13 protein-coding genes are annotated in these 14,279 nt (G+C 64.8%); 10 read left to right on the top strand and 3 right to left on the bottom strand.

The features are described from left to right. The first annotated feature begins 273 nt into the window (after nt 1-273). The 8 genes from CVM73_RS26745 to CVM73_RS26710 all read left to right on the top strand — a co-directional run bounded on the left by CVM73_RS26745 (nt 274) and on the right by CVM73_RS26710 (nt 8,401). On the top strand, nt 274-2,049 hold the full coding sequence (locus CVM73_RS26745; protein ID WP_100234800.1) for an acetolactate synthase 3 large subunit: 1,776 nt from the start codon (nt 274-276) through the stop codon (nt 2,047-2,049). A gap of 4 nt (nt 2,050-2,053) precedes the next feature. After that, nucleotides 2,054-3,025 (top strand): threonine dehydratase, encoded by a 972-nt coding sequence (locus CVM73_RS26740; RefSeq protein ID WP_100234799.1) that lies wholly within the window; start codon nt 2,054-2,056, stop codon nt 3,023-3,025. 23 nt (nt 3,026-3,048) lie between these two features. Beyond that, complete coding sequence (gene ilvN / locus CVM73_RS26735; protein ID WP_061879307.1) at nt 3,049-3,591, top strand: acetolactate synthase small subunit; 543 nt, start codon at nt 3,049-3,051, stop codon at nt 3,589-3,591. 3 nt (nt 3,592-3,594) lie between these two features. Continuing rightward, nucleotides 3,595-4,290 carry a class I SAM-dependent methyltransferase gene (locus CVM73_RS26730; protein WP_100234798.1) on the top strand — a complete coding sequence of 232 codons (696 nt, stop codon included), beginning with the start codon at nt 3,595-3,597 and terminating at the stop codon, nt 4,288-4,290. A 49-nt stretch (nt 4,291-4,339) separates the two neighbouring features. Continuing rightward, nucleotides 4,340-5,215 carry an EamA family transporter gene (locus CVM73_RS26725; RefSeq protein ID WP_100234797.1) on the top strand — a complete coding sequence of 292 codons (876 nt, stop codon included), beginning with the start codon at nt 4,340-4,342 and terminating at the stop codon, nt 5,213-5,215. A 7-nt stretch (nt 5,216-5,222) separates the two neighbouring features. Next, nucleotides 5,223-5,825: a LysE family translocator gene (locus CVM73_RS26720; protein ID WP_167407076.1), complete on the top strand. Its 603-nt coding sequence runs from the start codon at nt 5,223-5,225 to the stop codon at nt 5,823-5,825. Nucleotides 5,826-5,958: 133 nt separating this feature from the next. Continuing rightward, entirely contained in the window at nt 5,959-6,978 is a 1,020-nt protein-coding gene (gene ilvC / locus CVM73_RS26715; protein ID WP_027577255.1) for a ketol-acid reductoisomerase, read from the top strand. 574 nt (nt 6,979-7,552) lie between these two features. Further along, complete coding sequence (locus CVM73_RS26710) at nt 7,553-8,401, top strand: SDR family oxidoreductase (protein ID WP_100234795.1); 849 nt, start codon at nt 7,553-7,555, stop codon at nt 8,399-8,401. 10 nt (nt 8,402-8,411) lie between these two features. Here the strand turns inward: CVM73_RS26710 and CVM73_RS26705 are convergent, their stop codons facing one another. Beyond that, nucleotides 8,412-9,032, bottom strand: a complete 621-nt coding sequence (locus tag CVM73_RS26705) for a hypothetical protein (RefSeq protein WP_100234794.1) — start codon at nt 9,030-9,032, stop codon at nt 8,412-8,414. 106 nt (nt 9,033-9,138) lie between these two features. Between CVM73_RS26705 and CVM73_RS26700 the strand changes: the two genes are divergently transcribed. Both CVM73_RS26700 and CVM73_RS26695 read left to right on the top strand, forming a co-directional pair. Further along, nucleotides 9,139-9,786 (top strand): TetR/AcrR family transcriptional regulator, encoded by a 648-nt coding sequence (locus CVM73_RS26700; protein WP_167407075.1) that lies wholly within the window; start codon nt 9,139-9,141, stop codon nt 9,784-9,786. Nucleotides 9,787-9,994: 208 nt separating this feature from the next. After that, nucleotides 9,995-11,707 (top strand): sulfatase-like hydrolase/transferase, encoded by a 1,713-nt coding sequence (locus tag CVM73_RS26695; protein ID WP_100234793.1) that lies wholly within the window; start codon nt 9,995-9,997, stop codon nt 11,705-11,707. A gap of 71 nt (nt 11,708-11,778) precedes the next feature. Here CVM73_RS26695 and CVM73_RS26690 read toward each other — a convergent pair whose 3' ends face one another. After that, nucleotides 11,779-13,335, bottom strand: a complete 1,557-nt coding sequence (locus CVM73_RS26690; RefSeq protein WP_100234792.1) for a glycine betaine ABC transporter substrate-binding protein — start codon at nt 13,333-13,335, stop codon at nt 11,779-11,781. Next, a complete protein-coding gene (locus CVM73_RS26685) occupies nt 13,332-14,114 on the bottom strand; it encodes an ATP-binding cassette domain-containing protein (protein WP_100234791.1) in 783 nt (260 codons plus the stop codon). Before CVM73_RS26685 ends, CVM73_RS26690 begins: the two co-directional genes overlap by 4 nt. Nucleotides 14,115-14,279 lie beyond the last annotated feature (165 nt).

The following is a 14,279-nucleotide window of genomic DNA, read 5'->3' as shown; positions in this document are numbered from 1 at the left end:
CTACACTGCCAAAATCGCGCGGGAACGGCCGCATTGCCTTGACATCCAAGGTTTGGTCGCTATGTTTCGCGCAACCTTTGGGAAGCCGAGCGCCTGCCATGCGTAACATTATTACCAAACTCCTTATCGCCGTCGTACCCAGGCACACCGCCGGGGATGGCTAGCTGCCATCCACAAGACAGGCGGTGTGCGTGGGCCCTCTTCGGGGCCTTTTTTATTTCCCGAACCCGACACGAATGAAGCCGCTGGCAACAGCGCATCCGGAGCAAGCCAATGAGCGACAAGAGCCACGATCCGAACCAGATGACCGGCGCCGCGATGATCGTCCGCGCGCTCATCGATCACGGCGTGACCGACATTTTCGGCTATCCCGGCGGCGCGGTGCTTCCGATCTACGACGAGATCTTCCAGCAGAGCCAGGTTCAGCACATCCTGGTCCGCCACGAGCAGGGCGCGGGCCATGCCGCCGAGGGCTATGCGCGTTCGACCGGCAAGCCCGGCGTTGCGCTGGTGACCTCCGGCCCCGGCGCCACCAACATGGTGACGCCGCTGACCGACGCGCTGATGGACTCCATCCCGCTGGTCTGCATCTCCGGCCAGGTGCCGACGCATCTGATTGGCAACGACGCCTTCCAGGAATGCGACACGGTCGGCATCACGCGCCCCTGCACCAAGCACAACTGGCTGGTGCGCGACGTCAACGATCTCGCAAAAGTGCTGCACGAAGCCTTCTATGTCGCGACCTCGGGCCGTCCGGGCCCGGTGCTGGTCGACGTCCCCAAGGACGTGCAGTTCGCGACCGGCACCTATCATCCGCCGCGCAAGTCCGACGTGCACCGCTCCTACGCGCCGCGCGTGAAGGGCGATGCGACGCAGATCCGCAAGGCCGTGGCGCTGCTGGCCAATGCCAAGCGCCCCGTGATCTACAGCGGCGGCGGCGTGATCAATTCCGGCCCCGAGGCGACCAGGCTGCTGCGCGAACTGGTCGAGGTCACCGGCTTTCCGATCACCTCCACGCTGATGGGTCTCGGCGCCTACCCGGCGTCGGGCAAGAACTGGCTCGGCATGCTCGGCATGCACGGCACTTACGAGGCCAACATGACGATGCATGATTGCGACGTCATGCTGTGCGTCGGCGCGCGCTTCGACGACCGCATCACCGGCCGCGTCGATGCGTTCTCGCCGGGCTCGAAGAAGATCCACATCGACATCGACCCGTCCTCGATCAACAAGAACATCCGCGTCGACGTGCCGATCATCGGCGACTGCGGCAACATCCTCGGCGACATCCTCCAGGTGTTCAAGGCGGAGGCGAAGAAGCCCGACATCAAGTCGTGGTGGCAGCAGATCGCGCAGTGGCGCGCGCGCAACTCGCTCTACTACAAGAAGAGCAACGACGTGATCCTGCCGCAGCACGCGATCCAGAGCCTGTTCGAGGCGACGCGCGGCAAGGACACCTACATCACGACCGAGGTCGGCCAGCATCAGATGTGGGCGGCGCAGTTCTACGGCTTCGAGGAGCCGCATCGCTGGATGACGTCGGGCGGCCTCGGCACCATGGGCTACGGCCTGCCGGCCGCGGTCGGCGTGCAGGTGGCGCATCCGGACAGCCTCGTCATCGACATTGCGGGCGATGCCTCGGTGCAGATGACGATGCAGGAGATGTCGACGGCCGTGCAGTACGAGCTGCCGATCAAGATCTTCATCCTCAACAACCAGTACATGGGCATGGTGCGGCAGTGGCAGCAGCTGCTGCACGGCAACCGCCTGTCGCATTCCTACTCCGAGGCGCTGCCGGATTTCGTCAAGCTCGCGGAAGCCTATGGCGCCGTCGGCCTCCAGGTGCACAAGCCGGCCGATCTCGAGGGCGCCATCAAGGAAATGATCGCGGTCAAGCGCCCGGTGCTGTTCGACTGCCGCGTCGCGGCGCTCGAAAACTGCTTCCCGATGATCCCGTCCGGCAAGGCGCACAACGAGATGCTGCTGCCGGAGCAGGCCAACGACGAAGCCACGGCCAAGGCGTTCGCCGGCGGCAAGGCGCTGGTGTGAGGCCATGTTCGACCTGAGGGAGCTCGAGCGCGCGCATGCGATCGTGGGGCAGGCGGTGCCGGCAACGCCGGCGCATGCCTGGCCGCTGCTCGCCAATCGGCTCGGCACCGAGGTCGTGGTCAAGCACGAGAATCACACGCCGATCGGCGCCTTCAAGGTGCGCGGCGGCCTCGTCTATCTCGAACGGCTGAAGCGCGAGCAGCCGAATACGCCCGGCATCATCTCGGCGACGCGCGGCAATCACGGTCAGAGCCTGGCCTTTGCCGCGGGGCGCCACGGCGTGCCGGCGGTGATCTACGTGCCGCGCGGCAATTCGGTCGAGAAGAACCGCGCGATGAAGGCCTTTGGCGCCGAGCTGGTCGAGCATGGCGAGGACTTTCAGGCGGCAGCCGAAGAGGCCCGGCGGCACGCCCAGTTTACCGGCCTGCACATGGTGCCGTCGTTCCATCCCGATCTCGTGCTCGGCGTCGCCACCTATGCGCTCGAGTTGTTCAGGTCCGCGCCCGATCTCGGCATACTCTACGTGCCGATCGGGCAGGGCTCCGGCATCTGCGGCTGCATCTTGGCGCGCGACCTGCTCGGCCTGAAGACCGAGATCGTCGGCGTGCAGTCGACGGAAGCGCCGTCCTACGCGCTGTCGTTCGCGGCCGGCAAGATCGTGACGACCCAGACCAGCAACACGCGCGCTGACGGCATGGCGACGCGCATCCCCGATGAGGATGCGTTCGCGCTGATCCGCAAGGGGGCCGCGCGTATCGTGCAGGTCACTGACGACGAGGTCGCCGCCGCGATCCGCGCCTACTGGACTGATACCCACAATCTCGCCGAAGGCGCCGGCGCAGCTGCGCTCGCCGCGGCGCTGCAAGAGAAGAGCAAGCTGAAGGGCAAACGCGTCGGTCTCGTGCTGTCCGGCGGCAACATCGATTTCGATCTGTTCCGCCGTTGGGTCGGAACGGACGCGCCAGCGATGGCGTGACGGAGAGACAAGAGGGGACGACAATGAACCAGCCCGCATCCGCCTACTTCATCGAGGACCGTCACGATCCCAACGAGACGCACACGCTTGCGGTGCTCGTGCAGAACGAGCCGGGCGTGCTCGCGCGCGTCATCGGCCTGTTCTCGGGCCGTGGTTACAACATCGAGAGCCTCACGGTCTCGGAGACCGAGGCCCAGAAGCATCTGTCGCGCATCACCATCGTCACCACGGGAACGCCGATGGTGATCGAGCAGATCAAGCACCAGCTCGACCGCATGATCCCGGTCTACCGCGTCGTCGACATGACCCTGACCAAACGCTCGATCGAGCGCGAGCTGGCGATGGTGAAGGTGCGCGGCCAGGGCGAGCACCGCGTCGAGGCGCTGAGGCTCGCGGATGCATTCCGCGCCCGGGTGATCGACGCCACGACCGAAAGCTTTGTGTTCGAGATCACAGGCAATACGGACAAGATCAATCAATTTATCGACTTGATGCGCCCGCTCGGCCTTGTCGAAGTGTCGCGCACCGGCGTTGCCGCGATCGGTCGCGGGCCTGAGGGGATGTGAACCATGCTGGCGCGCGACTGGTACTATAACGAGCGGAACCGGATGGGGATCGAGCCCGCCGTGGCATCGATCTACGACAACCATGACGATGCCGATCTGCAGGCGCGCGCCGCGCTGAAGATGCTCGGTGTGCAGCGCGGCTGGCGTATCGCCGATATCGGCTGCGGCAACGGCGTCCTGGCGACCGAAGCCGCGCTGATGGGCGCCGACGTCGATGCCATCGACATCTCGCCGGCGATGCTGGCGCTCGCCGAGATTTACGCGCGCGACCGCAAGGCGCCGGTTCGTACCCAGTCCGCCGGCCTGCTCAGCTTCGCCTACCGGGCGGAATCCTATGATCTCATCGTCAGCGAGTTCACGCTGCACCATCTGCCGGATTTCTGGAAGGCAGTGGCGATGTCGCGAATCTATCGCGCGCTGAAGCCGGGCGCGAGCTTCTACCTGCGCGATATCGTCTACTCTGCGATGCCTGACGCGATCGAGCGTGATGTCGAACAATGGGCCGACTTCCAGATCAAGAACCACAACTTTTCGCGCGATGGCGTCGTCACGCACATGCGAGACGAATATTCCACCTTTGGCTGGGTAATGGAGCGGATGCTGACCGACGTCGGCTTCGCGCTGGTCTCGGCCGATTACCACGCCCCCATGCACGGCACTTATCTGCTGCGGAAACCGAAAGCCGGCGAGCAAGGCTAGACAGAAAAAGTAAACAGGGCTGCACGACAGTGCAGAACCGGAAACAACAATGAAGCCGGCCGACATCCTCATCGCCGTCATGGTGGCGATCATCTGGGGGCTTGCCTTCGTGGCGAGCCGGATTGCGCTCGACGAGCTTTCGCCCGAGCTGATGACGGCGCTCCGCTTCGGCATCGCTGCGGTCCCCTGCCTGTTTATCCGCAAGCCGAAAGTTGCCTGGTCGCTCCTAATCGCGATCAGCTTCACGCTGTTCCTCGGCCAGTTCCTGTCCCAGGCCTATGGCATCGCCCATGGCGTGCCGGTGGGCCTGACATCAGTCGTGGTGCAAAGCCAGGCGCTGTTCACCATCGGCTTTGCCGCCCTCGCGTTCGGTGAGCGACCGACAGCGGTGCAGACGCTGGGCATCGTCATTGCCGCGGTGGGCCTGCTGATGATCTGTGGCACCGTCGGCTATGATTTCAGCGTTGCCGCCTTTGCGGTGCTGATGATCTCGCCGGTCAGCTTTGCCGTCGGCAATCTGCTGCTGCGCGGCGCCCGCGGCGTGCCGATGTTCGACCTGTTTGCCTGGCTGTGCCTCGCCTCGGCGGTGCCGCTGTTCGTGCTGGCGCTGATCGCCAATGGGCCGGCACCGACCTGGACGTCGCTGACGCACATATCGCTGACATCGGTTCTCTGCATGCTGATGCTCGGCGGTATCTCCACCAGCATCGCCTATTGGCTGTGGGGCCGCCTGCTGCGCGACTATCCCGCTGCGCAAGTGGTGCCGTTCGCGTTGCTCGTGCCGTTCGTCGGCTCCGCTGCCTCCAGCATCGTGTTCGGCGAGCGGTTCGGACCGCTGCGCCTCGCCGGCATGCTGACCGTGATCGGCGGTATCGCCGTGATGGTGCTGGCGAAGCGCCCGCAAGTCCTGCCGAAGACCGCGTGAGGTGAACATGGCCTACTCGCTGTTCTATGCCTTCCTGGCCTTCATGGTGGTGATGTACTTCACGCCCGGGCCGAACAACATCATGCTGCTGTCCTCCGGCCTGACCTATGGCTTCCGCCGCACCATCCCGCACATCGTCGGCATCGTCATCGGCTTTGCCTTCATGGTCGCCACCGTCGGCCTCGGGCTCGGCACCGTGTTCCTGGCCTATCCGATCCTCCAGTCCATTCTGAAATATGCCGGCGCCGCTTACCTGATTTACCTGGCCGCCGTGATCGCCATGTCCGGCCCGGCCAAGCCGGGCGAGGAGAAGGCCCGCGGCCCGATGACCTTCTGGGGCGCGGCCATGTTCCAGTGGATCAATGCCAAGGGCTGGGTGATCGTGATCGGTACCATCACCGCCTATGCCGCGATCGCCCAATTCCCGCTCAACATCGCCATCCAGACCGTGATCAGCCTCATCGTCGGCACGGTCTCGACCGTGGTCTGGGCCCTGTTCGGCACTGCACTACGGCCGGTGCTGACCTCCGAGCGCCTGGTGCGCGCCTTCAATATCCTGATGGCGATCCTGCTGCTCGCTTCCCTCTACCCCGTTTTCATGGATGCATGATGTCGCGGATTTCCATGCAGAAACGGGTTTCCCTCAGGGCTGAAAATGCTCTAGACAGCCCCCGAAATCCGCAAATTTCACCCTTCGGACATTGACCATTGGCCGATTTCGGCCCTGAACGAGGAAACGACCTATGCGTGTTTATTACGATCGCGACGCCGACCTGAACCTGATCAAGGGCAAGAAGGTCGCCATCGTCGGCTATGGCAGCCAAGGCCACGCCCATGCGCTCAACCTGAAGGATTCCGGCGTCAAGGAAGTGGCCATCGCGCTGCGCAAGGGTTCGGCCTCGGCCAAGAAGGCGGAAGCTGCCGGCTTCAAGGTGCTGGAAGTCGCGGAAGCGGCCAAATGGGCCGACCTCGTCATGATGCTGACCCCGGACGAGCTTCAGGGCGACATCTACCGCGAGCACCTGCACGACAACATGAAGAAGGGCGCCGCCCTCGTGTTCGCGCACGGCCTCAACGTCCACTTCAACCTGCTCGACCCGCGCGCCGACCTCGACGTGCTGATGATCGCGCCGAAGGGCCCCGGCCACACCGTGCGCTCGGAGTATCAGCGCGGCGGCGGCGTGCCCTGCCTGATCGCGATCGCCAAGGACGTCTCGGGCAACGCCCATGACCTCGGCCTGTCCTACGCCTCCGCCATCGGCGGCGGCCGCGCCGGCATCATCGAGACCACCTTCAAGGAAGAGTGCGAGACCGACCTGTTCGGCGAGCAGGTCGTGCTCTGCGGCGGCCTGGTCGAGCTGATCAAGGGCGGCTACGAGACCCTGGTCGAAGCCGGCTACGCGCCCGAGATGGCCTATTTCGAGTGCCTGCACGAAGTGAAGCTGATCGTCGACCTGATCTATGAAGGCGGCATCGCCAACATGAACTACTCGATCTCCAACACCGCCGAGTACGGCGAGTACGTCACCGGTCCGCGCATCATCACCGACGAGACCAAGAAGGAGATGCGCAAGGTTCTGGCCGACATCCAGGGCGGCAAGTTCGCCCGCGACTGGATGCTCGAGAACAAGGTCAACCAGACCTCGTTCAAGGCGACCCGCGCCAAGCTCGCCGCGCACCCGATCGAGGAAGTCGGTGCGAAACTTCGCGACATGATGCCCTGGATCAAGAAGGGCGCGCTGGTCGACAAGAGCAAGAACTAAGTCACCGTTCCCCGGACGCAGCGCATCACGCAAGTGGTGCGCTGCCGAGCCGGGGTCCATTGCGGCTTCTGTTGGGGTCCCGGCTCTGCGCTGTGCTTGTCCGGGACACGAAAAAACAAGCTTCGCTCGCCAAACCAAATCTTAAACCTTCGCGACTAGATTCGAGCGAGATCGCAAACAGCGGTCTCGCTCTTGTCATCTCGCGCGAAGCATTGCTGCTTCATTCAAATTCTTCGCGAGCTGAAGTGCTCCCTGAGCACGAAGAACTGATGCTTAAACCGCATTCTTGATCTTGAGGCGTTTCTGGGACTTTCCCGCCAGCTTCCTAATATCAAAACATCAGCGTCTTCAGAGTCTAGAAATCCACTCTTCATCCGCACTCTCATCGTGCGATCAGCTCCCTGCGCCGCCGCTCACGTTTCGCGCGATCTTAAGAACCGACATCTACGCAGGCTTTCTTGCCGCGCGTTGCTCGCGCGAAAATCGCTGTCGTTGCCCGGCCAGAGCACCGCGATCCATTGCGCGCCGACGCCTTCCTCCTGCATGATCGCGGGAACTCGAAGGGGAGGGGACCATGCGCTCTGTCGTCGTTACCGGCGCGTCCACCGGCATCGGCTGGGCCGTTGCGAAGGTTCTGATCGGGCGCGGCTACCGCGTCTTCGGCAGCGTCCGCAAGCAGGCCGATGCCGACCGGCTCAAGAGTGAGTTCGGTGCCAATTTCACGCCGCTCTTGTTCGACGTCACCGATGAGGCCGCAGTCCTTGCGGCCGCGCGAACAGTCCGCGAGGCGCTGGGCGGGGAGACGCTGGCCGGCCTCGTCAACAATGCCGGCATCGCGGTCGCAGGTCCCGTGCTCGAATTGTCGGCGGATGATTTCCGCCGCCAGATGGACGTCAACGTCATCGGCCCGGTCATCGCGACACAGGCGTTCGGGCCGCTGCTCGGCGCGGACCCGTCGCTGAAGGGGCCGAAGGGGCGGATCGTGATGATCAGCTCGGTGGCGGGCAAGAACGGCAACCCGCTGTCGGCGCCCTATTGCACCTCCAAGCACGCCATCGAGGGACTGTCGGAAAGCCTGCGCCGCGAGCTGATGCTGTTCGGCATCGACGTCATCATCGTCGCTCCCGGGGCGGTCAAGACGCCGATCTGGAGCAAGGCCGAACAGATCGATCTCTCCGTCTACCAGAACTCGCCCTATCTGCCGGCGCTCAACAAGGTCATGGCCTTCATGATGGAGCTCGGCGCCAAGGGCCTGCCGGCCGAGCGCATCGCCGAAATCGTGTTCGAGGCGCTGACGGCGGCAAGGCCCAAGGTGCGTTACCAGATCACGCCGGACCCGCTGCGCCACCTGATCGGCGCGATGTTGCCGAAACGGACGCTCGACCGCATCATCGCCAAGCGGCTCGGGCTGCTGCCGCAGTAGGGCGCACGCTTCAGCCCGCCGCAACGGTTTGCCCGCGCGGGTGGCGGGCCATCGCGATGATGCGCAGCGCCATCACGATCAGGAGCGGGATGAGGAAGGCGGCATAGAGCGGCATCGCCGGCACGCGTTTGCCGAACGACACCATGAACTGGAACCAGAGATAGTAGCCGCCCACAAGGTGCAGCGCGCGCCAGGCGCGCGGGCCGATCAGCGCGGCGGCGCGGTCGAACGACGTCGCGCTCATGGCGATGATGAAGCCATAGCCGATGCCGCCGAAGATGTAGGAGGCCGCCGAGGTGGCCTCGGTAAATCCCGCCGGATCCATCCTGGCAAACGTGATGATCGCCACCGCGTGGATGGCGTGGGAGACCGCGAAGCTCAAGCCGAGATAGCGGCGGTTGCGTTTCTGCCAGCGCGTCCAGGCATTGGGCCAGAGCCGCGCCAGCGCCGCGGCGCCGAAGGCCAGGCAGAACAGCAGGAGCGAGCTTCGCGCGGTGAAGCGGATCACCATGCGGACGCCCTCGACCTCGAACTGCCGCATCGAGGCGATCCACAGGCTGAGCGCGATCAGGCTCACCGAGAGGGCGGCGAGCAGCCGCCAGCCTTCGAACCAGCTTTGACGATGTGGCATGGCAATCTCCTCCTCATGTAATCATCGATTACATTCGGGGGGAGAGCAGCCGTCAACGGTGTAATCATTGCTTACATTCACGTTCGGGTGATGCTAGGAAGCGGCTATGCCCCGACAGCCGTCGAAGCCACGTCCTCGCCGCCAGCTCCACGCGCGGCCATATCACCACGGCGACCTTCGCCGCGTCCTGATCGATGCTGCACTGCAACTGGCGGCCGAAGGCGCCGAGGTCTCCGTCCGCGAGGCCGCGCGCCGGGCCGCGGTGTCGCCGGGAGCGCCGTTTCGGCACTTTCCGACCCGCGATGCCCTGATGGCGGCGGTGGCTGAGGAGGCGCAGCGACGTTTTCGTGCCGAGATCGAGGCGGCACTAAGCGAGTCTCCGGCTGCTGGCCCGCTAGCCCGCTTTCGTGCCTTCGGCCTCGCCTATCTCCGCTGGGCCCTGCGCAACCCCGCGCATTTCGAGATCATCTCGACGGGACGCTATTTCGCCCATGGCAGCTCGCCCGAGCTGACGCGCGACAATGCTGAGCTGATCGCGCTGACGGAGCAGATGCTGGCTGATGCGGCAGAGCAAGGCCTGCTGCGGTCGGCCGACCTCAAGCGCACCCAGATCGCCGGCCGCGCTCTGGTCTACGGTTTTGCCCGGATGAATCTCGACGGCCACTTTCCGCGCTGGGGCGTCGAGGAGGGTGAGATCGAGCGGATGGCGGAAGGGGTGCTCGACCTGTTCATCGCGGGGATCGCAAAGCCCTAGCGGGCGAGCGGCTCCGACCCGTGCCGTGCGGCGCAGCCCACTAACAATAAGCGAAGGTCGGACCGCACCGCGCGTTGCCTGTTCTTGAGTGTTCCGTTACAGTTTTGTGACACGGTGCAGGTTTCCGGCTGCCCGGACGCCCTGGCCATCTTCAGGCCGGCCAGACGGCTTGGCATCACCGCGCCGGACCAGAGTTGCGTTGTCGTCGATGGCGTCCGCGCCCAATCCAGGTCCTTCTGCCACGACCGCCGTGCTGGCGAGCGTCGCCGCGCTCGGCATCTGGCGGCTGCTCGCCGTTGCGGCGCCGCATCTGGCAGCGCTCGCGCTGATGTACGAGACCGAGATCGATTTCGGCTCGCGCCTGTCCTTCGCCCTCGCCTGGGGCATCCTCAATTTCTTCTGGATCACGCTGCTGCGGCGGCCGGCGCTGTCGGGCGCGCTGTCGCTGACCATGGTCGTCGTGCTGGTGCTGCTGTCGCGTCTCAAGCACGACGTCGTGCAGATGACGGTCAACTTCATCGACCTGATGATGATCGACCGTGACACCGTTGCGTTCCTGTTCACGATCTTCCCGAATTTGCGCTGGTCGGTGATCCTGGCCGGCCTCGTCACGCTGTCGCTGATGTATGCGCTGTGGTGGCTCGATCCGTTCCGCATCCGCCGCCTGCCGGCACTCGCCTGCAAGCTCGCCTGTCTTGCCGCCCTCGTCGGCTATTCGCTCTATCACCCGGACGAGGCCTGGCGCGGCTATTACGACGACGGCTATCTCTCGAAGTTCTTCCGCTCGGGCGTCACCGCCGTCTCCGACTTCGTGCAATCCGGCTTCATGGAATCGGCCGCTTCGACCAATGAGCGGCTCAACATACCACTGGTCGATGCCTGCCATCCTGCCGGCCGCCGGCCGAACATCATCATGATCCATGATGAGTCGAGCTTCGACATCCGCGCCGCGCAGGGCGTCAAGGTTCCCCAGGGCTACGGCAGCCACTTCAAGTCCTGGGACGGCAAGCAGCGCACGTTCCTCGCCGAGAGCAATGGCGGGCCGAGCTGGTTCACCGAATACAACGTGCTCGCCGGCCTCTCCTCGCGCTCGTTCGGCCGCTTCGCCTATTTCGTGACGCGCATCGCCTCGAACCGGGTCGAGCGCGGCCTGCCGCTGGCGCTGCGCCGTTGCGGTTACGATACGCTGTCGCTCTATCCCGCCTATGGTGGCTTCATGGCTGCGCGCAGCTTCCAGATGACGACCGGCGTCGAACGCTTCCTCGACTCGAAGGATCTCGGCGCCAAGGATGTCGAGCCCGATAGCTTCTTCTACGACAAGGCGCTTCAGCTGATGGGGCAGCAGCCGCCGAACAAGCCGCTGTTCACCTTCATCTATCTCGGCGCCAATCATTTCCCCTGGGAAACGCGCTTCCGTCCCGACCTGCTGCCGAACTGGCGCGCGCCGGGCAATGTACCGTCCATCGACGAATATCTGCGCCGGCAGGCTATGAGCGCCGAGCAGTACAAGGCGTTCGTCGCCGGCCTGAAAAAGACTTTTCCGGGTGAACCCTTCTTGATCGTGCGCTATGGCGATCATCAGCCCGAATTTGCGCCTGCTATCCTCGATCCCGGGCTCGACGAGGGCGCGATCGGCAAGAAGCTCGACGCTTATGATCCGCGCCTCTACGCGACCTATTACGCCATCGACGCCATCAATTTCGAGCCCGTCAAAAGCGCAGCCGTGATGGACACGATCGACGGCCCCTATCTGCCGCTGGTGATCCAGGAAGCTGCCGGCATCCCGCTCGATCCCTCCTTCGCCGAGCAGAAGGCGATCATGCTTCGTTGCAAGGGCATCTTCTACGGCTGCAAGGACGGCGCCGAGGCGCGGCGGCTGAACCGGCTGCTGATCGACGCCGGGATGATCCGGGGATTGTAGCTTCTTCGCTTGGATCGCGGATGCAACTCCTCGACCGTCACCCTCTCAGAATGACGGGTCTTGCCGCGAACCTACTGCTTGATCTTCTCCCACAGCCACTTCGCCACCGCATCCGGCGAGGAGTTCGCATCGTTGCCGCTGGCGCGCAGGTTCGCCTCGCGCATGGTGGCGATGTCGATCTTGCCGAGCAGCGGTTGCAGCGCCGTCTTGAGCCGCTCGTCCCCGGCGCGCTTCGGCGCCAGCAGCAGGATCGCGTCATAGGGCGGGATCGCGTGTCGGGGATCGTCGAGCGTGACGAGGTCGTATTTGGCGATCAGGCCGTCGCTGGTGTACCCGGCGATGACGTCGACCTCGCCGCTGGCGACGGCCGCATACATGAAATCCGGCTGCATCTGGCGCTGGGTGCGGAACTGGAGCCCATAGGCCTTTTGCAGCGCCGCCCATTCGGGGCGCGAGAAGAATTCGTAGTCTCCAGCGATCGACAAGGTCGAGGCATGTGCGCTGAGGTCGGCGATGGTGCGGATGCCGAGCGCCTCGGCGCGCCGTCTCGGCATCACCAGCGCATAGGCGTTCTCGAAACCGAGCTCGCCGAGAAGGGTGATGTTGTCCTTCGCGAGCGCCGTCTTCAACTCGGCGACCAGCTCGGCGCGCGGCCTGATGTCGGTGCGATGCAGCTGGTTGGCCCAGAGCGTCCCGGAATAATCGACATAGAGATCGATGTCGCCCGCCTTCAGCGCCTCGAAGATCACGCTGGAGCCGAGGCCGGAGCGCGCCGTGGCCGAGAGGCCCGCCGCCTCGAGGCGGTCCCTCATCAACGCCGACAGCACATATTGCTCGGCGAAGGTTTTTGCGCCGACCACATAGCCTGACGACGAGCGTCCCATGGTCGGCACCAGCGTTGCGGCGACCAGCGCCGCTATTCCGACTGCGCCGAGGCCAGCGCGCGCCCGGTTGCGCTGGCGCAGACCGCCCTCGATCAGACCGAGCAACTGGTCGACGGCGAGTGCCAGCAGGGCCGAGGCCAGGCAGCCGAACAGCACGAACACCCAGTTCTGGGTCTGGAGCCCGGCGAAGATGTAATTGCCGAGGCTGGTCTGCCCGATCGGCGTCGAGAGCGTTGCGGTGCCGATCACCCACACCGCGGCGGTGCGGATCCCCGCCATCATCACCGGCAGTGCCAGTGGCAGCTCGACCATGAGCAGCGATTGCCGTGCGGTCATGCCGACGCCTTTGGCGGCTTCGATCAGCGCCGGATCGATGCCGTTGAGGCCGGTGATGCCGTTGCGCAGCACCGGCAGCATCGAATAGAGCGCCAGCGCCAGCATCGCCGGCAGGAAGCCGAACGCGGAGAAGGAAACGCCGAACCAGGCGAGCGTAATCGAGGTGGCCGCGAGCAGCAGCGGATAGAACAGTGCGAGCAGTGCGAGCCCGGGAACAGTTTGCACGATGCTGGCGAACGCGAGCAGGATGCCGCGCTGCGCCGGACGGTTGCGCGTCAGGATCGCCAGCGGCAGGCTGACGGCAAGGCCGAGCGCGAGCGCGGCAAGGCTCACCCGCACATGGTTGCCGAGATAGTCGGGCAGATGTGCCAGCGCCTCGCCCCAGCGCGGATCGGTGAAGAGGCTCATGCCGCACCGCTCGTTGGCAGCAGTGTGCTCAATCGCTCGACCTGGCGGCGTGGCGTGCGCAGCAGCTCCAGCACGTAGGCGTCGCTGCTGTTCGAGAGCTCCGCAGGCGTCCCCTGCGCCAGCAGCTTCCCGCTGCGCATCACCGCGATGCGGTCGGCGAGCAGAATCGCCTCCGTCATGTCATGGGTAATCATCACAGTGGTCAGGCCGAGCTTGCGGTGCAGCGTGCGATAGTCGTCACCCAGCGCATCGCGGGTGAGGGGATCGAGCGCGCCGAACGGCTCGTCCATCAGCACGATGCGAGGCCTTGCCGCGAGCGCCCGCGCCACGCCGACGCGCTGACGCTGACCGCCGGAGAGCGCCTGCGGAAGCCGATCGCGATGCGCGGTGCGGTCGAGCTGCACGAGCTCGAGCAGCTCATCGACGCGCGTTGCGATCGCCGCCGCTGGTTCGCCCAGCAGTTTCGGTGTGATTCCGATATTGTCGGCGACGCTCAGATGCGGAAACAGCCCGCCGCTCTGGAAGACGTAGCCGATGCAGCGCCGCAGCGCGACCGGATCGGCGTTCCGCACGTCCTCGCCCTCGACCATGATCGTGCCGCCATCGACCTCGATCAGCCGGTTGGCAAGCCGCAGCAGCGTGGGCTTGCCCGAGCCCGACTCGCCGACGATCGCCAGGAACTCGCCTTCGTCGATGTCGAGCGACACATCGTCCACAGCCTTGGGCGGGCCGAAGCTCTTGGTGACGTGTCGGTAGCTGATTGCAGGGTTGGGAGGCATCGCGGATGGGCTCGCTTTTCTCTTACCCTCCCCTGGAGGGCTAAGGCGTGCACATATCTCGGAGCCTCCAACCGGCTGACATTTGCTTGAAGCGGTGCCACCCTCTGCGCATAGTGATGGGACCTGGTGGCCGCTCCGAGGCGTAGCCGGTCCATCCTCCGAGGC

Source organism: Bradyrhizobium forestalis, from assembly GCF_002795245.1.
Taxonomy (GTDB): Bacteria; Pseudomonadota; Alphaproteobacteria; order Rhizobiales; family Xanthobacteraceae; genus Bradyrhizobium; species Bradyrhizobium forestalis.
This window is presented reverse-complemented; position numbering and strand designations above follow the sequence as displayed.

Bases quoted from the DNA above. Each gene is read 5' to 3' on its own strand.
- CVM73_RS26745 (WP_100234800.1), top strand. From the start codon at position 274: ATGAGCGACAAGAGCCACGATCCGAACCAGATGACCGGCGCCGCGATG.
- CVM73_RS26740 (WP_100234799.1), top strand. From the start codon at position 2,054: ATGTTCGACCTGAGGGAGCTCGAGCGCGCGCATGCGATCGTGGGGCAG.
- ilvN (WP_061879307.1), top strand. From the start codon at position 3,049: ATGAACCAGCCCGCATCCGCCTACTTCATCGAGGACCGTCACGATCCC.
- CVM73_RS26730 (WP_100234798.1), top strand. From the start codon at position 3,595: ATGCTGGCGCGCGACTGGTACTATAACGAGCGGAACCGGATGGGGATC.
- CVM73_RS26725 (WP_100234797.1), top strand. From the start codon at position 4,340: ATGAAGCCGGCCGACATCCTCATCGCCGTCATGGTGGCGATCATCTGG.
- CVM73_RS26720 (WP_167407076.1), top strand. From the start codon at position 5,223: ATGGCCTACTCGCTGTTCTATGCCTTCCTGGCCTTCATGGTGGTGATG.
- ilvC (WP_027577255.1), top strand. From the start codon at position 5,959: ATGCGTGTTTATTACGATCGCGACGCCGACCTGAACCTGATCAAGGGC.
- CVM73_RS26710 (WP_100234795.1), top strand. From the start codon at position 7,553: ATGCGCTCTGTCGTCGTTACCGGCGCGTCCACCGGCATCGGCTGGGCC.
- CVM73_RS26705 (WP_100234794.1), bottom strand. From the start codon at position 9,032: ATGCCACATCGTCAAAGCTGGTTCGAAGGCTGGCGGCTGCTCGCCGCC.
- CVM73_RS26700 (WP_167407075.1), top strand. From the start codon at position 9,139: ATGCCCCGACAGCCGTCGAAGCCACGTCCTCGCCGCCAGCTCCACGCG.
- CVM73_RS26695 (WP_100234793.1), top strand. From the start codon at position 9,995: ATGGCGTCCGCGCCCAATCCAGGTCCTTCTGCCACGACCGCCGTGCTG.
- CVM73_RS26690 (WP_100234792.1), bottom strand. From the start codon at position 13,335: ATGAGCCTCTTCACCGATCCGCGCTGGGGCGAGGCGCTGGCACATCTG.
- CVM73_RS26685 (WP_100234791.1), bottom strand. From the start codon at position 14,114: ATGCCTCCCAACCCTGCAATCAGCTACCGACACGTCACCAAGAGCTTC.